23 protein-coding genes are annotated in these 24,647 nt (G+C 71.6%); 7 read left to right on the forward strand and 16 right to left on the reverse strand.

The genetic code is table 11. The features are described from left to right. Together AB0F61_RS33240 and AB0F61_RS33245 are read right to left on the reverse strand one after the other, a co-directional pair. On the reverse strand, window positions 1-452 hold a 452-nt coding region (locus AB0F61_RS33240; RefSeq protein WP_357818072.1), incomplete at its 3' end, for an endo-1,4-beta-xylanase. A 204-nt stretch (window positions 453-656) separates the two neighbouring features. After that, window positions 657-2,450 carry a family 43 glycosylhydrolase gene (locus AB0F61_RS33245; RefSeq protein ID WP_357818127.1) on the reverse strand — a complete coding sequence of 598 codons (1,794 nt, stop codon included), beginning with the start codon at window positions 2,448-2,450 and terminating at the stop codon, window positions 657-659. Between the two features lie 763 nt (window positions 2,451-3,213). Between AB0F61_RS33245 and AB0F61_RS33250 the strand changes: the two genes are divergently transcribed. From AB0F61_RS33250 to AB0F61_RS33260, 3 genes are all read left to right on the forward strand, one after another. After that, window positions 3,214-5,547 (forward strand): beta-L-arabinofuranosidase domain-containing protein, encoded by a 2,334-nt coding sequence (locus AB0F61_RS33250; RefSeq protein WP_357818075.1) that lies wholly within the window; start codon window positions 3,214-3,216, stop codon window positions 5,545-5,547. Between the two features lie 163 nt (window positions 5,548-5,710). After that, window positions 5,711-6,649: a superoxide dismutase gene (locus AB0F61_RS33255; protein ID WP_357818077.1), complete on the forward strand. Its 939-nt coding sequence runs from the start codon at window positions 5,711-5,713 to the stop codon at window positions 6,647-6,649. 117 nt (window positions 6,650-6,766) lie between these two features. After that, a complete protein-coding gene (locus AB0F61_RS33260) occupies window positions 6,767-7,627 on the forward strand; it encodes an endonuclease/exonuclease/phosphatase family protein (protein WP_357818080.1) in 861 nt (286 codons plus the stop codon). A 25-nt stretch (window positions 7,628-7,652) separates the two neighbouring features. Here the strand turns inward: AB0F61_RS33260 and AB0F61_RS33265 are convergent, their stop codons facing one another. Continuing rightward, entirely contained in the window at window positions 7,653-8,537 is an 885-nt protein-coding gene (locus tag AB0F61_RS33265) for an MHYT domain-containing protein (RefSeq protein ID WP_357818083.1), read from the reverse strand. A gap of 165 nt (window positions 8,538-8,702) precedes the next feature. Continuing rightward, window positions 8,703-11,495 carry a DEAD/DEAH box helicase gene (locus AB0F61_RS33270; protein ID WP_357818086.1) on the reverse strand — a complete coding sequence of 931 codons (2,793 nt, stop codon included), beginning with the start codon at window positions 11,493-11,495 and terminating at the stop codon, window positions 8,703-8,705. A gap of 86 nt (window positions 11,496-11,581) precedes the next feature. On the opposite strand from AB0F61_RS33270, the gene AB0F61_RS33275 reads away from it, so the two are divergent. Then, window positions 11,582-12,349, forward strand: coding sequence for an HAD-IA family hydrolase (locus tag AB0F61_RS33275; RefSeq protein WP_357818089.1), 768 nt, complete (start codon window positions 11,582-11,584; stop codon window positions 12,347-12,349). Window positions 12,350-12,367: 18 nt separating this feature from the next. Here AB0F61_RS33275 and AB0F61_RS33280 read toward each other — a convergent pair whose 3' ends face one another. Then, window positions 12,368-12,766, reverse strand: coding sequence for a PIN domain-containing protein (locus AB0F61_RS33280; protein WP_357818092.1), 399 nt, complete (start codon window positions 12,764-12,766; stop codon window positions 12,368-12,370). Next, window positions 12,763-13,059, reverse strand: a complete 297-nt coding sequence (locus AB0F61_RS33285; protein WP_357818095.1) for a hypothetical protein — start codon at window positions 13,057-13,059, stop codon at window positions 12,763-12,765. Before AB0F61_RS33285 ends, AB0F61_RS33280 begins: the two co-directional genes overlap by 4 nt. 157 nt (window positions 13,060-13,216) lie before the next feature. On the opposite strand from AB0F61_RS33285, the gene AB0F61_RS33290 reads away from it, so the two are divergent. Beyond that, window positions 13,217-14,134, forward strand: coding sequence for an EamA family transporter (locus tag AB0F61_RS33290; RefSeq protein ID WP_357818098.1), 918 nt, complete (start codon window positions 13,217-13,219; stop codon window positions 14,132-14,134). Here AB0F61_RS33290 and AB0F61_RS33295 read toward each other — a convergent pair. The 6 genes from AB0F61_RS33295 to AB0F61_RS33320 all read right to left on the reverse strand — a co-directional run bounded on the left by AB0F61_RS33295 (window position 14,097) and on the right by AB0F61_RS33320 (window position 18,990). Beyond that, complete coding sequence (locus tag AB0F61_RS33295) at window positions 14,097-15,038, reverse strand: diacylglycerol kinase (RefSeq protein ID WP_357818130.1); 942 nt, start codon at window positions 15,036-15,038, stop codon at window positions 14,097-14,099. The two genes, AB0F61_RS33290 and AB0F61_RS33295, sit on opposite strands and share 38 nt — an antisense overlap. 163 nt (window positions 15,039-15,201) lie before the next feature. Further along, entirely contained in the window at window positions 15,202-16,155 is a 954-nt protein-coding gene (tatC, locus tag AB0F61_RS33300) for a twin-arginine translocase subunit TatC (RefSeq protein ID WP_357818101.1), read from the reverse strand. 18 nt (window positions 16,156-16,173) lie between these two features. Further along, a complete protein-coding gene (gene tatA / locus AB0F61_RS33305) occupies window positions 16,174-16,488 on the reverse strand; it encodes a Sec-independent protein translocase subunit TatA (protein ID WP_355031473.1) in 315 nt (104 codons plus the stop codon). A 171-nt stretch (window positions 16,489-16,659) separates the two neighbouring features. Continuing rightward, window positions 16,660-16,905 carry a hypothetical protein gene (locus AB0F61_RS33310; protein WP_357818106.1) on the reverse strand — a complete coding sequence of 82 codons (246 nt, stop codon included), beginning with the start codon at window positions 16,903-16,905 and terminating at the stop codon, window positions 16,660-16,662. 10 nt (window positions 16,906-16,915) lie between these two features. Continuing rightward, on the reverse strand, window positions 16,916-17,995 hold the full coding sequence (locus AB0F61_RS33315) for a YafY family protein (RefSeq protein WP_357818109.1): 1,080 nt from the start codon (window positions 17,993-17,995) through the stop codon (window positions 16,916-16,918). After that, window positions 17,992-18,990: a WYL domain-containing protein gene (locus AB0F61_RS33320; protein WP_357818132.1), complete on the reverse strand. Its 999-nt coding sequence runs from the start codon at window positions 18,988-18,990 to the stop codon at window positions 17,992-17,994. Before AB0F61_RS33320 ends, AB0F61_RS33315 begins: the two co-directional genes overlap by 4 nt. A 118-nt stretch (window positions 18,991-19,108) precedes the next feature. Here AB0F61_RS33320 and AB0F61_RS33325 point away from each other — a divergent pair, with 118 nt between their 5' ends. Next, entirely contained in the window at window positions 19,109-20,113 is a 1,005-nt protein-coding gene (locus AB0F61_RS33325) for a cation diffusion facilitator family transporter (protein ID WP_357818112.1), read from the forward strand. A gap of 58 nt (window positions 20,114-20,171) precedes the next feature. Then, window positions 20,172-21,257 (forward strand): DUF3866 family protein, encoded by a 1,086-nt coding sequence (locus AB0F61_RS33330; RefSeq protein ID WP_357818116.1) that lies wholly within the window; start codon window positions 20,172-20,174, stop codon window positions 21,255-21,257. 12 nt (window positions 21,258-21,269) lie between these two features. Here AB0F61_RS33330 and AB0F61_RS33335 read toward each other — a convergent pair whose 3' ends face one another. The 4 genes from AB0F61_RS33335 to rfbA form a co-directional block, all read right to left on the reverse strand. Then, window positions 21,270-21,464 carry a hypothetical protein gene (locus AB0F61_RS33335; protein WP_357818118.1) on the reverse strand — a complete coding sequence of 65 codons (195 nt, stop codon included), beginning with the start codon at window positions 21,462-21,464 and terminating at the stop codon, window positions 21,270-21,272. 68 nt (window positions 21,465-21,532) lie between these two features. Further along, complete coding sequence (pafA, locus tag AB0F61_RS33340) at window positions 21,533-22,891, reverse strand: Pup--protein ligase (RefSeq protein WP_357379633.1); 1,359 nt, start codon at window positions 22,889-22,891, stop codon at window positions 21,533-21,535. A 68-nt stretch (window positions 22,892-22,959) separates the two neighbouring features. Beyond that, on the reverse strand, window positions 22,960-23,583 hold the full coding sequence (gene rfbC, locus AB0F61_RS33345) for a dTDP-4-dehydrorhamnose 3,5-epimerase (RefSeq protein WP_357818121.1): 624 nt from the start codon (window positions 23,581-23,583) through the stop codon (window positions 22,960-22,962). After that, a complete protein-coding gene (rfbA, locus tag AB0F61_RS33350) occupies window positions 23,580-24,470 on the reverse strand; it encodes a glucose-1-phosphate thymidylyltransferase RfbA (protein ID WP_357818123.1) in 891 nt (296 codons plus the stop codon). Before rfbA ends, rfbC begins: the two co-directional genes overlap by 4 nt. Between the last annotated feature and the right edge of the window lie 177 nt (window positions 24,471-24,647).

A 24,647-nucleotide genomic window follows, 5' to 3' on the forward strand; every position in this document is an offset into this window, starting at 1 on the left:
GCGTCCCACTTCATGTCGTTCTCGGCCACGACACTGTTGAACTCGCGGTTCAGGATCGTCACGTACGTGTTGTCGGAGAGCTTTTGCCCCGCGACCGCCGCGCCGAAGTACCGGCCCTTCTCCGCCGCCGACGCCCTCAGGGTCGTGCCGGCACTGGCCGTGGAGGTCAGCGTCATCGTCATTCCGGCGGCGAGTGCGCCGGTGGCTGCGACGGTCACCGCCAATCGCAGGACTCTCTTGTGATTCATGCGAATTCCTTGTCTGTGGTGGTTCGGTGGTGGAGGTGCAGCGCCCGAATCTGTTCCTGCGAAGTCGGTGACATCGGCACCGGCGATGTCGACGCCGATGCCAGCAACCGCGGGGTCGGCTCGCCGTGCCCGGAGCATGACGAGCGGACGCTCGGTCGCCGTCACGGCACCGGTGATGGGAGACCCCGACACGACGTCCGGCATGCCCTGGGCGGACGTCGCGCTCCGAGGTGCGGCCGGCAGGCTCGCCCGGTGAACCACAGGTGCGGCCGCCCTCAAGCATCGACTGTGAGCGATAACATGCCGTTCGTCAAGTCGTAACGAATCGCGCCGGGGGCGGGGTTGCTCCGGTCGTTCCGCCGGGGCCTCGTGCTGCGGAGCCGTCCGAGGACGGCTCCGCAGCACGCGTCACTGGAACGAGACGTCGTCGACGAGGAGGCTGTCCGTGCCCGCCGCCGTCTCGACGTAGAAGGCCGCGCTGGACAGCGTGCCGCTCCACGACACGGTCGTCGTGCCGGTGAGCAGGGTCCAGCCGTTGACGTTGACTCCCACGGCTGGGGTGAGCTGGATGTAGTTCGTCGTGCCGTTCGCGGTCAGCGACAGGGTCGCCTTGGCCGAGGGCGTGCCGCTCTGCGCCCGCACCCAGACGTTCGTGGTGTAGCTCTTGCCGTTGGTGAGCTTCGAGGTGACGTCCTGGCTGGGGCCGTTCCACGCGGCGGTCCGGCCGGTGATCGACAGAGACCCGCTGCCGCCGTGGGCGACTGTGGTGTTCCGGGAGAGCGTTCCGCTGCCGTGCACACCCCAGCCGGTCGTGCCGTTCTCCACGTCACCGTTGGTGAGCACGGTGCCGCTGCCGCCGGTGCCGCTGAACTGCCACCAGTTGACGTTGAGCAGGGTGCCGGTGCCGCCGGCGAAGCGCAGATACAGGTCATGGGTGCCGCTCGCGCCGTTCACCGCGCAGGTGGTGGTGGTCCAGGCCTGCCAACCGCCGGTGCCGGCCACGGCGCAGGTCCCGACGACCGGGCCGGTGGCGCTGTCGAGGCGTACCTCGATGCGCCCACCACTGGTGCCCGAGGCGACCCGGGCCGTGAACGACGACGCGCCCGCGCCGAACGCGACGCCCTTGACCTTGACCCAGTCGCCGTTCTCGATCCACCCGACGTTCATACCGCCCTCGCTGGAGGCCTCGGTCTCGATGCCCGAACCCCACGCGATCGTCTCGGCCTCCTGCCGCACGTACGGATTCAGCGTGCCCACCTGCGGCACCCCCGCGGTACTCATCGTGATCGTCGGGAACAGACCATTGGCGGTGTACGAGAACTTCTCCACCGCCACCGACCGGGTGTAACCGCTACCACCGGGCAACGCCCCGTTGTGATAGAAGAAATACGACCCACCACTGAAGTCGACGACCCCGGCGTGATTGGTGAAACTCGCACCCTGCCGCGGCATGATCGTCCCCCGGTACGTCCACGGCCCGGTCGGCCCAGGAGCCGTCGAGTACGCGATGAACTCCGAACAACACTCCGCCGCGAACACGTTGTAATACAACCCGTTGCGCTTGAACACCCACGGCCCCTCCTCGTACAGGGTCGGCCGACTCGCGTTACCACTACGCGTACCGAACCCCGCCGTGGTCAACGCGATCCGCGTCGCGCTGCCCGAGTAGGAAACCATGTCCGCGTTCAACCGCACATACCACAGACCCGGATTGCCCCAGTACAGATACGCCTGCCCGTCATCATCGATGAACACCGTCGGATCGATCTCGTTGTTCCCGACCAACGGCCGACCGATCGCATCCCGGAACGGACCAGTCGGCGAGTCCGCCACCCCCACCCCGATGACCATCTGCCCGTTCGAACGCTGCCGCACCGGCACGTACCAGTAGAACTTCCCGTTGCGTGCCACGACCTGACCAGCCCACGCGTTCGCATCCGCCCACGCGAACGTCGCCAAACTCATCGGCGACCCATGATCAGTCCAGTTCACCATGTCCGCCGACGACCACACTCGCCAGTCCCTCATCGTGAAATACGTCGAGCCATCCTCATCATGACCCGTGTACAGATAGACCCGGCCGTTGTACACCAACGGTGCCGGATCAGCCGTATAAACATGCTGAACAATAGGATTGTCCGCCTTCGCGACGCCGGCGGGGACCAGCGCGAGGACGCAGACGAGGCTCGCCAGCCAGGCGATGACGCGCCTGGCCCGGCGATTGGTCCGGGTTGTGGTTCGAGCATTCACCTTCACGATTACTCCCACCGAGAGTGTGCCGTGCGCGGGGTCTGAGTCGACGAGCCACCGCTACCCGGGTTGCCGTCGAAAGGACTTCACCGTGCGCGTACGAAGTAGCACGAGCGGCATCCGTGTTAGCGCTAACAGATCTTTGTCGACACCTCCCCTCCGCTGATGACCTGGACTTTTGAGTCGTTCGAGATGACCGTCGTAACCACATCGCAGCAGTGATGTATCGACGTTGACATCCAAGATTTACGATGCACCGTACTGAGCGGCGCGGCGGGCGTCAACGGACGGCAGACCCCGCCCCCCTCGGTGGTCGTCCGTTACGCGCTGTTACCACCTGCCGGTCGCAAGCCCCATACCGTCCATTTCGGACCTCGGGCGCCTCCTTGGCGACCGCCGGCCAGGCACCATGGCGTGCGGCGACCGGACCGACGCCCTCGGGACGGCCCGCCGGGCGACCTCGGGGGTTGCGGGCGTGTTAACGACCAACTATGTTAGCGATCACATTGATGTGCCACGATTAGGCCTCCCGCGGGCGTGCCACTGGCGTCCACGGTGGCAGCTTGTCCGCTCGACGCGCGTTCACCCGGGCGCACTGTCCGCCGCAGCCACCGCCAGGGGCGCGCCGAGCCCCCGAGCGCCGCGGGCCGCCCGGACACACCTTCCGCATGACCGCGTAGCGCACCGTCCCGTACCGAATTTCCCGGAGGTTCCCATGCCACCCCCGTCCCTCAGCCGCCGCCACCTCCTCCAGGCCGCCGGAGCCACAGTGGTGCTCTCCGCGGCCGGCACCACAGTCGCCGCCGGCAGCGCCGCGGCCGCCGTGGTGCCGCCGGCCCGACCGGACATCGGCGTCTCGGCGTACCCGTTCGACCTCGGTCAGGTACGGCTGACCTCCGGCCGGTGGATGGACAACCAGTCGCGGACGCTCAACTACCTGCGGTTCGTCGACGTCGACCGGATGCTCTACAACTTCCGCGCCAACCACCGGCTGTCCACGAACGGCGCCGCCACCAACGGCGGCTGGGACGCGCCGAACTTCCCGTTCCGGACCCACATGCAGGGCCACTTCCTGAGCGCCTGGGCGTACGCGTACGCGGTGCTGGGCGACACCACCTGCCGGGACAAGGCGAACTACATGGTCGCCGAGTTGGCCAAGTGCCAGGCGAACAACGGCGCCGCCGGGTTCGGTGCGGGCTACCTCTCCGGCTTCCCGGAGTCCGACTTCACCGCGCTCGAGGCACGGACGCTGTCCAACGGCAACGTGCCCTACTACTGCATCCACAAGACCCTCGCGGGGCTGCTCGACGTCTGGCGCTACACCGGCAACACGCAGGCCCGCACGGTGCTGCTGTCCCTCGCCGGCTGGGTCGACACCCGCACGAGCCGACTGAGCTCCAGCCAGATGCAGTCGATGCTGGGCACCGAGTTCGGGGGCATGAACGACGTGCTCACCGACATCTACCAGCAGACCGGCGACAGCCGGTGGCTCACCACCGCACAGCGGTTCGACCACGCCGCCGTGTTCAACCCCCTGGCCTCCGGCCAGGACCAGCTCAACGGGCTGCACGCCAACACGCAGGTCCCCAAGTGGGTCGGCGCCGCCCGCGAGTACAAGGCCACCGGGACCACCCGTTACCGGGACATCGCCAGCAACGCGTGGCGAATCACCGTCGGCGCGCACACCTACGTCATCGGCGGCAACAGCCAGGCGGAGCACTTCCGGGCGCCGAACGCGATCGCCGGTTACCTGAGCAACGACACCTGCGAGCAGTGCAACACGTACAACATGCTCAAACTGACCCGGGAGCTGTGGCTGCTCGACCCGAACCGGGCCGACTACTTCGACTTCTACGAGCGCGCGCTGATCAACCACCTGATCGGCGGACAGAACCCGGCCGACAGCCGCGGCCACATCACCTACTTCACCCCCCTGCGCCCGGGTGGCCGGCGGGGCGTGGGCCCGGCCTGGGGTGGCGGCACCTGGAGCACCGACTACAACTCGTTCTGGTGCTGCCAGGGCACCGGCCTGGAGATCAACACGAGGTTGATGGACTCCATCTACTTCTACAACGGCACGACGCTGAGCGTGAACCTGTTCGCGCCGTCGGTGCTCGACTGGACGCAGCGCGGCATCACGGTCACCCAGACCACCAGCTTCCCGGTCAGTGACACCAGCACCCTGACCCTGAGCGGCTCGATGAGCGGCTCGTGGAGCATCCGGGTGCGGATCCCGTCCTGGACCAGCGGCGCGACGATCGCCGTCAACGGCACTGTGGAGAACGTCACCACCACGCCGGGCACCTACGCCACCGTCACGCGCACCTGGGCCGCGGGCGACACCATCACCGTGCGGCTGCCGATGCAGATCGCCGTCAAGGCCGCCAACGACAACGCCAACGTCGGCGCGGTCACGTACGGCCCCACGGTGCTGGCCGGCAACTACGGCAACACGGCGCTGAGCACCCTGCCCACCCTGACCGTCTCCTCGATCACCCGGACCAGCACCAGCTCGCTCGCGTTCACCGCCAGCGCCAACGGGTCCACGGTGAACCTCGCCCCCTTCTACGACGCCCACGGCTACAACTACACCGTCTACTGGAACACCAGCGGCAGCGGCGGCCCCAGCGGCAGCTACCGCCTGGTCAACGTCGGCACCGGCCTGGTGCTCGGCATCCAGAACATGTCCACCGCCGACGGTGGTCTGGCCGTGCAGTGGAGCGACAGCGGCACCGCCGACCACAACTGGGTGGTCGTGACCGACGGCAACGCGGTCCGGTTCCGCAACGTCAACAGCAACAAGGTGCTGGGCGTGGAGAACATGTCCACCGCCGACAACGCCCGGGTCCTGCAGTGGGCGGACAACGGCACCGCCGACCACCGGTGGATCCTCGTGGACAACGGCGACGGGACCTACAAGATCCGCAACGTCAACAGCAACAAGCTGCTCGGCATCCTCAACGCCTCGACCGCCTTGGGCGCGCAGGCGGTGCAGGATTCGGACAACGGCAGCGCGGACAACAGGTGGCGGCTGGTCCGCAACGCCTGACGATCCGCCCAGCTCGCCGGCTCGCCGGCGCGGTCACCCCGAGGACCGCGCCGGCGACGCCGGGCGGGCGGTCGGCAGCGGTCGTACAGTGGGCAGGGTCCTGGCCGCAGTGATCGTGGTGGATCTGTCGGCTCGTTGCCGCGGTCCGCCCGGAAGGAGCACAGTGAACCGACCCCTTCGGGCCGCGCTCGGCGGCGCCCTGACCGCCGCCCTCCTGACCGGCGTCGCCGTCGCGCCCGCGCAGGCCCACCCCGCCGGGCGGCTGCCCACCGTCCTCGCCCTGCCCGACGGGTTCACACCCGAGGGCATCGCCACCGCCGGCCGGTACGCGTACCTCGGCTCCCGCACCACCGGCGCCATCCAGCGCGTCGACCTTCTCACCGGTCGGGGTACGACGATCGGCGCGGCCACCGGCACCCCGTCCCTCGGACTCAAGATCGACCCGCGCGGCCGGCTCTTCGTCGCCGGGGGCACCGCGGGCGACGCCCGTGTGCTCGACACCCGCACCGGCGAGGTGCTGGCGCGCTACCAGTTCGCCACCACGCCGACGTTCGTCAACGACGTCGTCCTGACCCCCGACGCCGCGTACTTCACCGACTCGCACCGGCCGGTGCTCTACCGGTTGCCACTCGGTCGCGGTGGCGCCCTTCCGCCCGCCGACGGGTTCACCACCATCGCGTTGACCGGCGCGTACCAGCAGGTCGGCACCGGCGTGAACGTCAACGGCATCGCCACCACACCGGACGGCAGCGCGCTGATCGTCGTCCAGTCCAACACCGGGACGCTGTACCGGGTCGACCCGGCAACCGGCGCGACCACCGTCGTGGACGTGCCCGGCTACACCTTCACCAACGGGGACGGCCTGCTGCTGCGCGGCCGCACCCTCTACGTCGTGCAGAACAGCCTCAACCAGATCGCGGTGGCCACGCTGAACCGGGCCGGCACCACGGGCACGGTCACCGGCACCATCACCGACCCGAACTTCGACGTGCCCACCACCGTCGCCGAGGCCCTGGGCCGGCTCTACCTGCCCAACGGCCGCTTCACCACACCACCGACCCCGACCACGCCGTACACAGTGGTCGCGGTCCGCGCCCACTGAGCCACCCCGAGGGGGTACGCGCACCGCGTGCCCCCTCGCCCCCCGCGCGGAGACCGGCCGTCAGTAGGATCACGGACACCTCGGCGACGACTGCCGCCCTCTGCACCCGGAGCCCGCGTGGCCGACCGCCGTTCGCACCGCTTCCTACGTCGAGCCCTGGCCGTCGGCTGCCTCATCGCCGCCGCCGGGCTGCCCGCCGGGTCGTCGGTGACCGGCCCGACGGACCACGGCGGGCCGACCATCCTGCGGGTGTTGCAGTTGAACCTCTGCAACAGCGGCCGCGCCGGCTGTTACACGGGCCGCTCCCTGGAGCGAGCCACCGAGGTGATCAGCGCCGAGGCACCCGATCTGGTCACCCTCAACGAGATCTGCCAGGACGACGTGGCCGTCCTGGAGCGGGTGTTCGCGACGGTCCACACCGGGCGGCGGGTCGTCTCCGCGTTCCAGGCCGCGGGTGACCGCCCCAGCGGGGGCGACACCCGGTGCCGCAACGGCCAACCGTACGGCCTGGGACTGCTGACGCGGGCGCGGACCTCGGACGCCGCGCCCGCCGTGTACCGCGGGATCCACCCGACGCAGGACCTCGCGGACCCCGAGGAACGAGCCTGGCTCTGCGTCGACGCGGTTCTGCTCGCCTGCACCACGCACCTGGCGAACACCAGTTACGGGGTCGCGCTCGCCCAGTGCCGCCAACTGCTCGACACGATCCTGCCGACGATCCGCCGGCGCACCGGGCAGCCGCCCGTCCTGCTGAGCGGTGACCTCAATCTCCGCGACGGCGGTGACCCCGATGTGCGGTCCTGCGCGCCGCCGGGTCACCAGCGCATCGACGACGGGGCGCTGCAACACATCGTGGCGACAACCGACATCGGTCTCTGTTGCCGCAGGTCGGTGACCATGCACGGGGCCACCGACCACCCCGGGCTGCTGGCCACCCTCAGCATCGACGGCGACTGGTCGGGCCGCCCGGGGACCTGACCCCGCACCGGCCGCGCGTCCCCCGTCAGCGCGGTGGGGTGTCCCGGCGGGACGGGAACGGGGTGCCCGGCTGGCCGAGGGTGGAGCGGGCGCGCAGCCCGACCGGGTCCGGGGCGGCGGCGGGCGTCGCGGGGGCCGGCTCCGGGACCCGTCGCCCGTCCAGGTAGGCGGTGGCGGCCCGGTCGTCGTCGGTCGGGGCGGCGAGCAGGGCGTAGAGCAGACCGACCACGCCGAAGATCACCGCCGCCATGATCGGCACCAGCAGTGTGCTCACCTGGGCACCGGTCACCCCGCCCACCTGTTCGTGCCGGTGCACCGACAGGGCGCTCATCCCGGTGAAGTGCATGCCGTTCACGGCGATGCCCATGACCAGCGCGGAGGCGAAGATCGCCACCCCCCGCCGGACGGTCATCGCGAGCCACAGCGCGACGGTGGACGCCACGACAGCGATGGCCACCGAGAGCACGACCCGGACCGTGTCGTAGCCGAGGCTGCCGTTGAGGCGCATCGCCGCCATCCCGGTGTAGTGCATGGAGGCCACCCCGGCGCCGGTGAAGACACCACCGGCGATCAGGCGTACCGGATTCAACCGGCCGGTGCCCACGATGGCCAGGCCGATGCCGACCGCCACCACGGCGATGGCCGTGCTCGCCGCGGTCAGCGGCACGTCGTAGCGGATCCGGGTGCCCTCGACGGCGAAGCCCAGCATGGCCATGAAGTGCATCGCCCAGATGGCGGTGCCGCCCAGCGCCCAGGCCGCCAGCAGCCCCCACCAGGCCCGCTGGCCGGCCGTGCGCGCGGTACGGATGCGCCCGGCGCACACCAGCCCGAGGATCGAACCGAGTACGGACAGCGCGTAGCTCGACGCGGGTGTTAGCCACCCGTACTCAAAGTGATTGATGTCCGCCACAGCGGTCTTCCCCCGTTCGTTACCGGCGCGTCAACAAAGGGCGCTCGGCAATGATCAGGGGTGGCGTGATCAGGTGCAACAGCGCCCCCCGAGCTATTCGGGGGGTGCTGCCGCGGTGACTGTCCGACGCGTCGATTCGTCGAAGGTCGTCACTGAACGTGACGATCAGGCAGAGGTGTGGTAGGCCAGCACGCCCCGGTTGACGGCCGCGATGGCCTGTCGGGCGGTGGACCGCAGGTCCGGCGACGCGCCGCCGGAGTCGGCGAGCTGACCGAGCAGGTCGACGACCTGTCGCGCCCACCGGACGAAGTCGCCGGCGGGCATCTCACCGTCCATCTCGTGGCCGCTGCCGAGCACCTTGGCCAGCGCCTCGCCCCGGGCCCACCGGTAGACCGGCCAGGCGAAGCCCAGATCCGGCTCCCGGGTCGCGGTCAGCCCGCGAGCCGCCTCGTCGGCCTCGATCTCGCTCCAGAGCTTCACCGTCTCGTCCACCGCGTCGGCCACCGGCCCCCGCGGCAACGACGCCCGCTCGTCGACGTCGCGGCGCGCCTCGAAGACCACCACCGACACCGCGGCGGCCAACTCGGCCGGGGACAGGCCGTTCCACACCCCCCGGCGCAGGCACTCGGCGACGAGCAGGTCCGCCTCGGTCCAGATCCGACCGAGCATCCGCCCCGCGTCGGTGACCGCGCCGTCGCGAGCGAGATAACCACGGTCGGTCAACAGCGCCACGATCCGGTCGAAGGTCCGCGCGAGGGACCCGGTCCGCCCGGAGACCCGCTCGCGCAGCTCCTCCGTGTCGCGCTCCAGCCGCCGTCGGCGCTCCGCCCAGCGGGCGTGGTCCTCCCGCTCCGGGCAGGCGTGGCAGGGGTGGTTCCGCAGCTCGGTGCGGAGCTGGGCGATCTGGTGGTCCTCGCCGGCCGTCTGTCGGGAACGGCCACCCCGTCGGCCGCCGTGCCGGTCCAGGCCGGTGCCGCTGACCTCGGCGGCGAGATCCCGGCGGGCGCCCGGTGAACGGTGGTTGAAGTGCTTGGGCACCCGGATCCGGGCCAGCACCTCGGCCGGGGTGGTGAAGTCGCCGGGGCTGACCCGCCCGGCCCACCGGTCCTGGGTGAGCACCAGCGGCCGAGGCTCACCGAACCCGCCGGTGGCCGGGTCGAGCACGACGGCCAGCCCGGCCCGCCGGCCCGACGGCACCCGGATCACGTCGCCGATCCGCAGCCGCTCCAGCGACGCCACCGCGGCGGCCTTGCGCTGGGTCTGCCCCTGCCGGGCGATCGCCTTCTCCCGGTCCGCGATGGCCACCCGCAGCGCGAAGTACTCGTCGAAGTCACCGTGGTGGCAGGCGGCCTCCGCGCCGTACGCCTCGATGGTCTCGGTGTTGCGCTGCACCTGCCGGGCCAGGCCGACCACCGACCGGTCCGCCTGGAACTGGGCGAACGAGGACTCCAGCAGCGCCCGGGCCGGCTCCGCGCCGACCGTGCCGACCAGGTTCACCGCCATGTTGTACGACGGCCGGAAACTGGAGCGCAGCGGGTACGTGCGGGTGGACGCGAGCCCGGCCACGTGCCGTGGGTCGGTCTCCGGGGACCACACCACGACGGCGTGCCCCTCCACGTCGATGCCACGACGGCCGGCCCGGCCGGTGAGCTGCGTGTACTCCCCCGGGGTCAGGTCGACGTGCGCCTCGCCGTTGTACTTCACGAGGCGTTCCAGGACCACGCAGCGGGCCGGCATGTTGATGCCCAACGCCAGGGTCTCGGTGGCGAAGACCGCCTTGACCAGGCCGCGGACGAACAGCTCCTCGACGATCTCCTTGAACACCGGCAGCATGCCGGCGTGGTGGGCCGCGAGGCCGCGTTCGAGGCCGTCGAGCCACTCCCAGTAGCCCAGCACCGTCAGGTCCTCGCCGGGGATGGCGGTGACACGGGACTCGACCACCCGGCGGATCTCGGCCCGCTCGTCGGGCGAGGTGAGGCGCAGACCGGCGGCGAGGCACTGCTGCACGGCGGCGGCGCAACCGGCCCGGCTGAAGATGAACAGGATCGCCGGCAGCAGCCCTTCCCGGTCCAGCCGGTCGACGATGTCCGGGCGCATCGGCCCACGCCAGCGGGGGCCGCGTCGACCCGAGCCCGGCCCGGCGCTGCGCCCCTCCCCCAGCTCCAGGCGGCGCATCTGGTCGCGGGTGTAGCGCAGCAGCTCCGGGTGCACGTCGTGCTTGCGGGCGGCGTCCGCGTCGTGGAACAGGTCGAACATCCGCTTGCCGACGAGCATGTGCTGCCACAACGGCACCGGCCGGTGTTCGCTCACCACCACGGCGGTCTCGCCGCGCACGGTGACCAGCCAGTCGGCGAACTCCTCGGCGTTGGACACGGTCGCCGACAACGAGACCAGGGTGACCGAGGCGGGCAGGTGGATGATCACCTCTTCCCACACCCCACCGCGGAACCGGTCGGCCAGGTAGTGCACCTCGTCCATCACCACGTACGCCAGCCCCTGCAGGGTGCTGGAGCCCGCATAGAGCATGTTGCGCAGCACCTCGGTGGTCATCACCACCACCGGCGCGTCACCGTTTATCGCGTTGTCACCGGTCAACAGACCGACCTGCTCGACGCCGTACCGGGCGACCAGGTCGTGGTACTTCTGGTTGGACAGCGCCTTGATCGGCGTGGTGTAGAAGCACTTGCGCCGGGCCGGGGGGTCGTCGCCGGACACCGGGTCGTCGGGCCGCCCGCGCAACGCCAGGTGGACCGCGAACTCCCCCACCACGGTCTTACCGGCGCCGGTCGGAGCGCAGACCAGCACACCGCTGCCCCGCTCCAGTGACTGACACGCCTCCCGCTGGAAGTCGTCGAGATCGAACCCCAGGTCAAGGGCGAACTCGTCCAGCGCCGGAAACTCTGCGGCCTGTGTGGCCCGGCGGCGCGCCGCTGCGTACCGCTCGGCGGGGCTCGACATGACACCAAGATTAGTGCGTGCCGGGACAGGACACCCCACAAGGCCGTCCGGTTGGGCCGTCCGGGGCGGTCGGTAGGGTGCACGGCGTGCCGGACCATGCCGAACCGCCCCAGACTCGTCCGCCGGGCAGCCCCGAGGCCGCCGCCCCCCGGGCGTCCCGACGGCCCGTCAAGGCGGTGCTCTTCGACTTCCACGGCACCCTGGCCCAGGTGGAGGAGCCCCGGCAGTGGGTGCTGGCGGCCGCGGCGGCGTGCGGGGTCACCCTGGACCGGGTCCGCGCCACCTCGCTTGCCGACCGGCTGCTGACCGCCGGGCGCGCCGGGGGGCCGCTGCCAGCGCGGGTGCCACCCCGACTGGCCGAGCTGTGGGCCGACCGGGATCTCTACCAGCACGCCCACCGGGGCGCGTACATCGGGCTGGCCGAGACCGTCGACGCGGGCATCGAGGGCTTCGCCGACGCGCTATACGAGCGGCTGCTGACCGCCGAGGGCTGGTTGCCGTACCCGGACACCGCTCCCACACTGGCCGCGCTGCGCGCCGCCGGAGTGCCCGTGGCGGTGGTCAGCAACATCGGCTTCGACCTGCGGCCGCACTTCGACGCCTGGGGGTTGACCGACCTGGTCGACGCGTTCGTGCTCTCCTACGAGGTGGGGCGCTGCAAACCCGACCCGGCGATCTTCTGGCGGGCCTGCGGGATGCTCGGCGTCGACCCGGAGCAGACGCTGATGGTCGGTGACACCCCGGCGGACGCGGGCGCGGTGGCGGCCGGCTGCGCGGTGCTGGTGCTCCCCACGGCCGACCCGGGTCGGGAGAACGGGCTCGGCGCTGTCCTCGACCTCGCCCTGCCGGGCTGACCCGCGGTCGCGGCGCCGTCAGTCGGGGATGTGGATCACCGGTAGCTCGCCGTCGCCGTACCGGTCCTCCGCGGTGAGGATCGAGGCGTCGTGTTCGAGGACGGCCAGCACCGTGGTGGCCAGATCGGCACGGCCCGTCACCGTGCGCCAGAAGCTGAGCTCGTGCCAGGAGTGCCCCTCGGTCGAGAGCACCTCGCAGGCGTCCAGGTCCAGCAGCCGGTGCAGGGTCGCCCGTTCCTTCGGGTCGCTGACGACCGCCAGCGCCTCCGCCGCGGTCACGGCGGTCACGCCGAACCTGTTGCGGTCCTGGATGACCTCGTGCAACGGCTCCCCGACATGCACCGACCCCGCCAGGTAGGCAAGCAGTGCCGACCGGTCCAGCACGAGCCGGACCGGACGGTCGTCCTCGGGGCTCATGCCGCCGGATGTTCGAGCGTGCCGAGCGCGTGCTGGCGGGCCCGCTCGCGAAGCGCGCTGCGGCGCTCCGGGGACCAGTCGGCCTCCACGGCGGCCCGGCGGGCGCGCGCCTCGGCCACCCCCTGCTCGGTGATGGTGATGCCCTGGTGGGCCAACTCCGCGTCCAACGCGTCCAGACGCATCCGGTCACGGACGGCCTGGGTGATGTAGGCGCTCGCGTTGGACTCGCGCTCCAGACGCTCGGCCACGTCGGGTGGCACGGAGATCGACAGTTTCCGCATCGCGCTGGTCATACCAGGGACCGTACGCCGGTAGCACCGCGTTGGCGAACACGTCCGGCCGTGTCGGCTCCGCGCCCAGCCGCGCGGACACTTGGGCACGAAGATCAGTTCCTCGCCTTTCGGCAGGTCGACACCGCCGCACGACGGCCGGAGCCGACCGCCTACCGTCGTGCCCGTGACCGAGACGCTGCTGCCCACGCCCACGCCGGCCGACACGCCACCGGCCCGGCACGGTGGCATCGCCGCCGTGGGCCTGGTGCTCGGCGGGGCGCTGTCGGTGCAGTTCGGGTCCGCCGTGGCCGCGCTGCTCTTCCCACGTACCGGGGTGGCCGGCGCGGTGACCCTGCGGCTGACCATCTCGGCGGTGCTGCTGCTCATCGTGTGCCGGCCCCGGCTGCGCGGGCACGACCGGTCGGCCTGGCTCGCGGCGGGCGCGTTCGGGCTGGCGCTGGCCGGCATGAACTCGCTGTTCTACCAGGCCATCGACCGTATCCCGTTGGGTCCGACGGTGACGCTTGAGGTGCTCGGCCCGTTGGCGCTGTCGGTGTTCAGCGCCCGACGACCGGCCAGCTGGGGTTGGGCCGGGCTGGCCCTGGCCGGGGTGGCGCTGCTCGGGCAGGGCGGCTTCGACCGGCTCAACCCGGTCGGGGTGGCCTTCGCGTTCGGCGCCGGCGCCATGTGGGCCGCGTACATCGTGCTGAGCGCCCGGGTCGGCAGCCGGTTCCCGGGCGCGGACGGGCTGGCCCTGGCGCTGACCCTCGCCGCGCTCGTCACCCTGCCGCTGGGCATCGTCGACGGCGGCGCGGTCCTGCTCGACCCGCCGGTGCTGGCGCTCGGCACCGCCCTCGCGGTGCTCGCCTCCGGGCTGCCCTACACCCTGGAACTGCTGGCGCTGCGACGGATGCCGACCGCCACGTTCGCGGTGCTGATGAGCCTCGGCCCGGCCGTCGCCACGCTCGCCGGCTGGCTGGTGCTGCGCCAGGCCCTGACCCTGCTGGAGTGCGCCGCCATCGTGCTTGTCATCGCGGCGAGCATCGGAGCGGTACGGGTCAACGCAGCAGCCGCAGCGCGCCCGGAACGGCGCTGATCGTCACCGGCAGCGCCAGAGAGCGTTCCCCGTCGGCGTACGTGACGATGCCCTCGGCGGCCACCTCCACGGTGCGCGCCCGGTAACTGGTCACCAGGGGGTGACTCACGTGGGTGCCCTGGTAGATGCGCGGCTTCACCCGGATCAGCGTCCGACGGTTGACCCGACCCGCCACCACCACGTCCAACAGCCCGTCGGTCGGGTCGGCGGCGGGACAGATCCGCATCCCGCCCCCGTACGTCGGGCAGTTGCCCACCGCCACCAGCACCGCGTCCACCTCGTGCGGCACCCCGTCGAGGCGCAGCGTGTAGCGGCGGGGTCGCAGCCGGGCCAACTCGACAAGGATCGCCAGGTCGTACCGGCGGGGACCACGCGGCCAGCGCATCCGGTTGGCCCGCTCGTTGACGATCGCGTCGAACCCCGCCGCGAGGACCGCCCCGAACCAGCGCTCGGCACCGTCGACCCCGGTCATCCGGGCCAGGTCGACGACGTGGGTCCGGTCGGCCCGCAGCGCTGACGCGATCACGTCCACCGCCGCCACCGGGTCGGCGGGAAAGCCGGTGTCGAGGGCGAAGTCGTTGCCGGTCCCCGCCGGCACCGGGCCGAACGGCACATCGGTGCCGGCGACCGCCTGCATCGCCCGGTGCACTGTGCCGTCCCCACCGATCGCGACAAGCGCGCCGATGCCGTCGGCGACGGCGGCACGGCAGGCCACCTCCGCCTCACCCGGAGTGGCCGCCGACAGCACGTGGACCGGCCGGCCGGCGGCGGCCAGCCCGTCCAACAGCCGGGGCAGCAGGGCTCGGTGCCGCCCCCGACCGGCGGTCGGGTTGGCGAGCACCGCCACGGGGCCACCAGCGTGCGGGGCGCGGTGGACCGGGCCACCGGTGGGCCGGGCGGACAGGTGATCGTCTGCGGTCACGGGCAGCACCGTACCGGTCGGACACCCGACGTTCACCGGAGGCAGGCGCGGTCACCACCGGTCCCGTTGCCGACGCCACGGGTAACGCGGCGACGCCGCCCCCGCAAACGGGGACGGCGTCGGCTGACCGGGCGGCGCGGGGCCGTCAGGTCATGTCGTCGTAGCGCCGCTCGATCGGCGCCGGTGGGGCGATCGGATCGGGTACACCGATCGGCGCGGTCGAGTCCACCCGCTGCCCGGCCACGACCGGATCCGCGTCGAACTCCAACGGCGACACCTCGTCGTCGCCGATGCCGGCGTAGATCTCCTTGCCACGCCCACGCCGCTTGTCGTTGATGAACGCCACCCCCACCGCCACGAAATACAGCAGCGAGAGGGAGAGCGCCAGCAGCGTCATGCCGAACGGACCCGGGTCCGGAGTCGCGATCGCGGCGAAGGCGAAGGAGATGAAGATGACCGCCCGCCACCAGCTCAACAACCGGCGGGCGCTGGCCACCCCGGTGAAGTTGAGCATCAACAGGATCAGCGGAAACTCGAACGCCACCCCGAACAACAGGATCATGTTCGTGACGAACGAGATGTAGCGGGTGACCTCCAACTGGGTGGAGAGGCCGGTAACGCCCGCCTCCAGCAGGAACGCGAGGCCCTTGTCCACGACGAGGTAGGCCAGGATGGCACCACCGGCGAACAGCGGGGCCGCGATCGCGACGAAGACGTACGCCCACTTGCGCTCGTGCCGGTGCAACCCCGGCGCGATGAACGCCCAGAGCTGGTAGAGCCAGACCGGGGCCCCGACGATCAGGCCGATCCAGAGCGCCAGCTTCAGCTTCAGGATGAAGCCGTCCGCGGGAGATAGCTGAAGGAACGAGCGGCAGTTGCCGAGCGCGTCGGTGGCGTCCGGCAAACTGCAGTAGGGCTCCTTCAGCAGATTGAACGCCGGCTGAGCCAGGAAGAAGCCGACGATCAGGCCGACGACGATCGCCAGCGAGGCGCGGAACAACCGGTCGCGCAGCTCGCGGACGTGCTCGATGAGCGTCATCGAGCCGTCGGCGGCCCGCTCGAACGACTTGGGGGCGCGTTTACGCAGTGCGAAGGCCACGATGGTGGGGCCCTTCGGTCAGTTGTCGCGGACGCGGTGCACCGGGTCGACAACCGGCTGCTGCGTCGGCGCCTGCTGGTACGGCGCCTGCTGCGGCTGCCCGGCGTACGGCGCCTGCTGCCCCGCGTGCGGCGGCAACGGCTGGTAACCGGCCTGCGCGTCAGCCTTCTCGGCGAGGTCGCGGTCGTCGTCCTGCAGGCTCTTGGTTTCGGCCTTGATGATCCGCAGCGACCGACCCAGCGAACGGGCAGCGTCGGGAAGCCGCTTCGCACCGAAGAGCAGGATCAGCACAACCACGAGAACAGCGATGTGCCACGGCTTGAGGGCACCCATGAGAAGCTCCAGTCGCTCTGTGTCCGAGGGGTGGTACGCAGCCCATCGTACGTGCGGATCGGCTGTCTGCCACCCGCCGGGTGGGGGTGGTTCGACCCGAAGGGTGAAGTCTTGACCAACGCGCGATGATCCGTCAACCGCCGCCGGGCACCCAGCCCGGCGAGGGGTCGATCAGCCGCGCCTGGCCTTGATCACCGCGAGCCGCTGCGCCGTGGTGTCGAGCTGGCGTTGGACATCCTCGGCACGCTGCTGCAACACCTCGGCGGTCTCCCGCAGCGCCTCGGCCTCGGCGGCCCGCCGCTGCAACGCCACCGCGGCGCGACGCAGCCGAGGCAGCCGGGTCAGCATCGGGCGCACGGCCAACGCGAGCGCCACGAGCGGGAGCAGCACCACCGCGAGCACGATCCAGATCAGCACGGCGGTCAGCCTACTGGGTGCGGGCGGCCACCGCCGGGTCACCCGACGGCGCGTCGAGCGGCACACCGGAGTCGGTCGGCACGGCGTCGGACGCGGGCAGCCGGGGCGCGGCCAAGGGGCTGGGCACCGCGTACGCGTCCAACGCGGCGGCCGCCGCCGCCCGTACCTGCTCGGCAAGCTCGACCGGGGCGACCACCACGGCGTCCGGGCCGAGGCCCAGCACGAACCGGCGGGCCCACCCCAGGTCGGTGACCCGCAGGGAGACCAGCCACTGGTCGCCGTCGCCGGCCTCCACCCGCTCGCACGGGTAGTACTCGGTGATCCACCGTTCGCTGCGGCCGATGCGCAGCGTGATCAGCGGCAGGTCGGGCGAGGGGCGGAAGACACCCTCGGTGAGGTCGTGCGGGACGGCCTGCGGCGGCACGGTGGCCGGCTCGGCCAGCTCGGTGATCGCGTCGATCCGGTCGGCCCGGAACAGGCGGACCGCCTCCGCGCGCCGACACCACGCCTCCACGTAGGCCCGGCCGCCGACCATCAGCATCCGCAGGGGGTCGATGACGCGTTCGGTGGTCTCGTCCCGGGCTGCCGTGTAGTAGGTGATCCGCAGCGCCCGGCCGCCCTCCACGGCGGCACGCAGCGCCTCGACCCGCCGGGTGTCACCGGGCAGCCGGACCGCCACCGGCGCGCCCACCAGGTCACCCGCGTCCTCGATCTTCGCCAGGGCCCGTTCGACGGCCTCGCGGTTCGCCACCCCGGGCGTCTCGGCGAGCATCCGCAACGCCACCACGAGCGCGAGGGCCTCGTCCGGGGTGAGCCGCAGCGGCCGGTCGATGCCGGCGTCGTAGGTGATCGTCACCCGGTCACCGTCGAACGCCATGTCGATCAGGTCGCCGGGGCCGTAACCGGGCAGCCCGCAGACCCAGAGCAGCTCCAGGTCCTCCCGTAGCTGGCGCTCGGTGACACCCAGGTCACCGGCCGCCTCGGCGATCTCGATGCCGGGTCGGGCCAGCAGGTAGGGCACCAGGTTGAGCAGGCGGGCCAACCGGTCGGCGGACGCGCGGGAACCGCCCCGGACGGTCGGGCGGGTCACCGGGCACCCCCGGTGACGGCCAGCTCGTCGTGCCGGACGGCAATCTCCTTGAGTCGTTGGATGACCGCCTCGCGGACCTCCGGCGGGTCGAGCACCCGCACGTCCGGGCCGTAGCCGACGAGGTGCCCGGCCAACCCGTCCGGGTCCGCGTACGGCAGGACCAGCCGGTCGCCGTCCGGCCCGGTGGTCACGTCCACCGCCCAGCGGCGCAGCCCGGCGGCCCGGCCCGGCGCGGCCAGCACGGTGGCCCGGCCGGTGCGCTCCACCGGGCCCGACCAGCGGGCCACGTGGCTGATCAGGTCGACGTTGGGCGGCGGCTGGTACGCGCCGGGCACGCCTGTCACCCGGACCGTGCCGACGACCCGGGACAGCCGGAAGCAGCGGGTCGCCGCCCGGTCCAGGTCGTGGCCGACCACATACCACCGGCCGCGCCAACAGACCACGCCCCACGGTTGCAGCCGTCGCCGGCTGGGCGCGTCACGGTCGGGCACCCGGTAGTCGAAACCGACCTCGCGGCGGTCCCGGGCCGCGGCCGTCAGCGGCGCGAACGCCGGATCGACAGTGACCATCGGCTCCAGGCCCAGGGTGGCCTGCGGGTCCACGTCCACCCCGGCGGCGCGCAGCTTGGCCAGCCCGGACGACGCGGCGGCGGCCAGCCCGGCGTGCTGCCACAGCCGGGCGGCGATGCCCACCGCGGCGGCCTCGTCGGGCTCCAGCAGGATGTCGGGCAGCGCGTACTCGCGGTGGGCGATCCGGTAACCGGGCTCGGCGTCGAAGGCGCTCGCCGTGCCCGTCTCCAGTGGCACACCCAACTCGCGCAGCTCGGCCTTGTCCCGTTCGAACTTGCGTTGGAACGCCTCGTGGTCGCGCGCGTCGTCAGGGTCGTGCTCGTAACCGGGCACGGTCGCGGCGATCTGCGCGGCGGTCAGGAACCGTCGCGTGGACAGCAGACAGATCACCAGGTTGACCAGGCGTTCGGTGCGGGTCCGCGACACCCGGTAGACGCTAGCAGCCGACGCGCCCAGCCCGTGCACCCACGCGGGCGTGCCGCACACTTGTTCGGATCGGGCCTCCCCCAGCGCGTCGCCGCCCGCGGTCATTAGGGTGATCCTCATGTCGCAAGCGGAGGCCAGGCCGGACAGCGAGAGCGTCGGCACGGTGATCGTGGCGGGCGCCGCCAACCTCGCCATCGCGATCGCCAAGCTGATCGCCGGGCTGATCTCCGGGTCGGCCGCGATGCTGTCCGAGGCAGCCCACTCGGTCGCCGACACCACCACCGAGGTGCTGCTCTTCCAGGCGTTGCGCCGGGGCGCCCGGCCCGCCGACCAGCGACACCCCTTCGGGTACGGCAAGGAAAGCTACGTCTGGGCGTTCTTCGCCGCGATGTTCACCTTCGTCGCCGGGGCCGGTTTCGCCGTCACCCACGGCGTCACCACGATCCTGGTGCACGAGCACAGCGGCGACTACCTGGTCTCGTACATCGTCCTGGCGGTGTCGTTCGTCATCGAGTCGATCTCGTTGGCCCGTGCGCTGCGGCAGGTCCGCAGCGAGTCACGGCGCTGGGGCACCACGCCGCGGCGGTTCCTGCGGCTGACCGCGGACACCACAGTCAAGGCGGTCTTCCTGGAGGACAGCGCGGCGCTTGTCGGTCTGCTGCTGGCCGGGGCCGGCGTCGGCCTGTCGCACGCCACCGGCGACGAGGTGTGGGACGGCATCGCGTCGATCCTGATCGGGCTGCTGCTGCTGACGGTCGCCGGGATCCTCGCCGCCAACAACCTGTCGCTGCTTGTCGGCCGGGCGGTCCCCGAGCGGCTGCGCCACGAGATCGAACAGGAGCTGAGCGGGCTGCCCGAGGTGGAGCGCATCGACACCCTGTTGACCATGCAGCTCGGCCCGGAGGACATCCTGGTCGCCGCGAAGGTCGACTTCCGCGACGAGGCCACCGGCGCGCAGATCGAGGCCGCCGCCGACCAGGCCGAGCGGCGGCTCACCACGCGGTACCCGGAGATCCGCTTCGTCTTCCTCGACCCCACCCGCTCACTGCCGGGGGCCACCGGCACCGCCCGACACACCCAGGCCGGGCCGACCCCGGACGCCGGCGGCCCCGAACCGACCTGATCCACCACCGCCGCACCCGGGCGCGGGCCGTCGGGTCCGCGCGGCTAGCGTGCCCGTCATGGTGCGATGGCGTACGGGGACGGTGGTGACGCTGCGACGGCAGTGGACCGGGGCGGTGGAACTCGACGTCGACCTGCCCGACGGCACGCGCATGCGGGCGCTTGCCTACCCGGAGCTGGTCGGCACACCCGAGCCCGGCGACCGGGTGCTGCTCAACGCCGGTGCGCTGCTGATGGGGTTGGGCACCGGCGGGTACGCCCTGGTGGTGGCCCTGCCGGACCGGCTGCCGCCGGACCCGCCCGAGGTCGGCGACACCCGCGACGCCGGGCACCTGGTCAAGGCCCGGTACACGCCGTTGCAGCCGATCCTGCTCGGCGTCGACGAGGAGGCGTCCCCGCACCGCGCGGTGCTCGCCGACGCCGACGACCTGGGCGGCCTGCCGGTGGTCACCGCCGACCTGCACTCGGCGCTGCCGGCGATCCTGGCCGGCATCCGGGCCGACGCCCCGCAGGCGCAGGTGGCGTACCTGCTCACCGACGGCGGGGCCCTGCCCGCCTGGTTCTCCCGCACCCTCGCCGGCCTGCGCGCCGACCTGGCCGGCACGATCACCGTCGGGCAGGCGTTCGGCGGTGACCTGGAGGCGACCACCCTGCACGGCGGCCTGCTCGCCGCCCGATACGTGCTCGGCGCCGACGTGGCCATCGTCGCCCAGGGGCCGGGCAACCTGGGCACCGGCACCCGCTGGGGGTTCTCCGGTGTCGCCGTCGGCGAGGCCGTCAACGCCATCGCCACGCTCGGTGGACGGCCGGTCGGCTCGCTGCGCGTCTCCGCCGCCGACCCCCGCCCCCGGCACCGGGGCGTGTCACACCACAGCCTCACCGCGTACGGCCGGGTGGCCCTCGCCCCGGCGGAGCTGGTGGTGCCCGATGGCCTGGACCCGGCCCTCGCGGCCGAGGTGGACGCGTCGTTGGCCCCCCTCGCCGCCCGGCACCGGATCGTCCGGGTGCCCACCACCGGTCTCGACGCCGCGCTGCGCGCCAGCGCCGTGCCGCTGTCCACGATGGGCCGTGGTCTCGACGCCGACCACGCGTACTTCCTGGCCGCCGCGGCGGCGGGCCGCCACGCCGCCAGCCTGCTCGGTTGAGGGGGGTGTCGGTCAGGCCAGGAAGATCAGGGCGAGCCAGCCGCCGACGATGAGCACCAACGCCAGGGCCAGCACCCAGGTCGGCACCGTGTATTCACCGCGGCGGTTACGGTCGACCTCGGCGCGGATCTTCTCCCGCCGGCGTTCGACCCAGTTCTGCCGCTCGGCGCCGCGCTCAGGGCGGTCGGAAGGTCCAGAAGTCGTCATGGCGCGACCAGCCTACCGGGCCAGCCGGCCCCGCCGGCGGCACACCACCGCCGGGGCCGGCAGACCCGTCACATGCTGGCGATCAGCCGCTCCACCCGCTCGTCGTACGCCCGGAACGGGTCCTTGCAGAGCACGGTGCGCTGCGCCTGGTCGTTGAGCTTCAGGTGCACCCAGTCGACGGTGAAGTCGCGCCGCTTCTCCTGGGCGTGCCGGATGAACTCACCGCGCAGCCGGGCCCGGGTGGTCTGCGGTGGGGTCTCCTTGGCCTCGAAGATCTCCGGGTCGGTGGCGACCCGGTCGACCTCGCCACGCCGTTCCAGCAGACCGTAGAGGCCGCGACCGCGACGCACGTCGTGGTAGGCCAGATCCATCTGCGCCACCCGGGGATGCGACAGCGGCAGGTCGTGCTTGCGCTGGTAGCGCTCGATCAGCCGCAACTTGCTGACCCAGTCGATCTCCCGGGAGACCGGCTCCAGGTCGCCCGTCTCCACGGCGTTGAGCACCCGCCCCCACAGCTCGACGACCCGCTTGGCGGCCTGGTCGCCGCCGCGACGCTCGACGAACTCGGTCGCCTTGGACAGGTACTCCTGCTGGATGTCCAGCGCGCTGACCTCCTTGCCGTTGGCCAGCCGCACCTTGCGCCGACCGGTGATGTCGTGCGACACCTCCCGGATCGCCCGGATCGGGTTTTCCAGCGACAGGTCGCGCATCACCACCCCGGCCTCGATCATCCGCAGCACGATGTCGGCGGTGCCGACCTTGAGCAGCGTGGTGACCTCGTTCATGTTGGAGTCACCGACGATGACGTGCAGCCGCCGGTAGCGCTCGGCGTCGGCGTGCGGCTCGTCGCGGGTGTTGATGATCGGACGGCTGCGGGTGGTCGCCGAGGAGACGCCCTCCCAGATGTGCTCGGCCCGCTGCGACAGGCAGTAGACCGCGCCGCGCGGGGTTTGCAGGACCTTGCCGGCCCCGCAGATCAACTGCCTGGTGACCAGGAACGGGATGAGCACGTCGGCGAGCCGGCCGAACTCCCCGTGCCGGGAGACCAGATAGTTCTCGTGGCAGCCGTACGAGTTACCGGCCGAGTCGGTGTTGTTCTTGAACAGGTAGATCTCACCCGCGATGCCCTCGTCGTGCAGCCGCTTCTCCGCGTCGACGAGCAGGCCCTCCAGGATCCGCTCGCCAGCCCGGTCGTGGGCGACGAGATCGGTCACCGAGTCGCACTCCGGTGTCGCGTACTCCGGATGCGACCCGACGTCCAGGTAGAGCCGGGCTCCATTACGCAGGAAGACGTTGCTCGACCGACCCCAGGAGACCACGCGACGGAACAGATACCGCGCGACCTCGTCCGGGGACAGCCGCCGCTGCCCGCGATAGGTGCAGGTGACGCCGTACTCGGTCTCGAGGCCGAAGATTCGCCGCTCCATGGTGTGACATTAGCCGCCCGGAGGCCCGGTTCGTCACTGTCACACCACAGGTCGTGCCCCGGGGGCGGTCACATACCGGTTGAGTGCGACATTCCGTCCGGGCCGAGGCTCGCCACGAACCGCCGGCAACTGTCGTACTCCGGCAGCAGGCCGCTCTCGCGGGCCTGCGCCAGGGTCGGCGCCGCGTCGTCGCGCGCGGACAGCAGCGGGACGTCGGCGGGCCACTCGATGCCCAGCTCCTCGTCCAGCGGGTGCACCGCGTGCTCACCCGTCGGGTTGTAGCTGGCCGAGCAGAGGTAGCTCAACGTCGCGTCGTCGGTCAGCGCGCAGAAACCGTGCCCCAGCCCTTCGCTGAGGTAGACCGCCCGGCGGTCGGTGTCGTCCAGCCGGACGCCCTCCCAACGGCCGAAGGTCGGCGAGCCCACCCGCAGGTCCACGATCACGTCGAGGACCGCGCCGCGCACACAGGTGACGTACTTGGCCTGCCCCGGCGGAACGTCGGCGAAGTGGATGCCGCGCACCACGCCCCGCGCCGAGACCGACAGGTTGGCCTGGGCCAGCCGCAACGGATGCCCCACCACGTCGGCGAGCTTGTCGAAGCGGTACCACTCCATGAACATGCCGCGCGGGTCGCCGTGCTGCTGGGGGGTGATCTCCCAGGCGCCCTCGATGCTCAGCTCCCGGATCTTCACCACGCCACCCCGTGCCGGCCGTTCGGCTCGGCCAGCAGGCCGAGCAGGTAGTCGCCGTAACCGCTCTTGGTCAACGGCGTCGCCAACGCGCGGAGCTGGTCGTCGTCGATGAGGCCGGCCCGCCAGGCCACCTCCTCGACACAACCGATCTTCAGACCCTGCCGCTCCTCGACCACCCGGACGAACTCGGCTGCCTGCATCATCGAGGTGAACGTGCCGGTGTCCAGCCAGGCGGTGCCCCGATCCAGCACCGTCACCGACAGCTCCCCGGTCTCCCGGTACACCTCGTTGACCGCCGTGATCTCCAGCTCGCCGCGGGCGCTCGGGGTGAGCTTGCGGGCGATGTCCACGACGCGGTTGTCGTAGAAGTAGAGGCCGGGCACCGCGTAGCGGGACTTCGGCCGGGCCGGCTTCTCCTCGATGGAGAGCACCCGACCGGCGTCGTCGAAGTCGACCACACCGTATTCCTGCGGGTTGGCCACCTGGTAGGCGAAGACCCGCCCGCCGACCGGGTCGCCGTGCGCCGCGAGCTGCCGGCCGAGACCACCACCGTGGAAGATGTTGTCGCCGAGGATCAGCGCCACCGACTCCGCGCCGATGAAGTCCGCGCCGAGGATGAACGCCTGCGCGATGCCCTCCGGGCGCTCCTGGCTGACGTACTCCAGCCGCAGCCCGAACTGGCTGCCGTCGCCGAGCAGCCGACGGAACTGGTCCTGGTCCTCCGGAGTCGTGATCACCAGGATCTCCCGCACCCCGGACATCACCAGGGTGGAGAGCGGGTAGTAGACCATCGGCTTGTCGAAGACCGGCATCAGCTGCTTCGAGACCGCACGGGTGATCGGCCAGAGCCGGGAACCGGTGCCGCCAGCAAGTAGGATTCCACGCACCGGGGAAGAGTAGCGGCACAACAGCAGGATGTGCGGGGGGGTCGCGCCCCGCGTACCGCACCCGAGTTCGCGTACACTTCCCGACCCGTGAGGATCCTCGTCACCGGCGGAGCCGGATTCATCGGGTCGGAGTACGTTCGCCTGCTGCTGGGCAAGCCCCTCGGCAGTGCCGACGGC

The organism is Micromonospora sp. NPDC023888 (assembly GCF_040639415.1).
Classification (GTDB): Bacteria; Actinomycetota; Actinomycetes; order Mycobacteriales; family Micromonosporaceae; genus Micromonospora.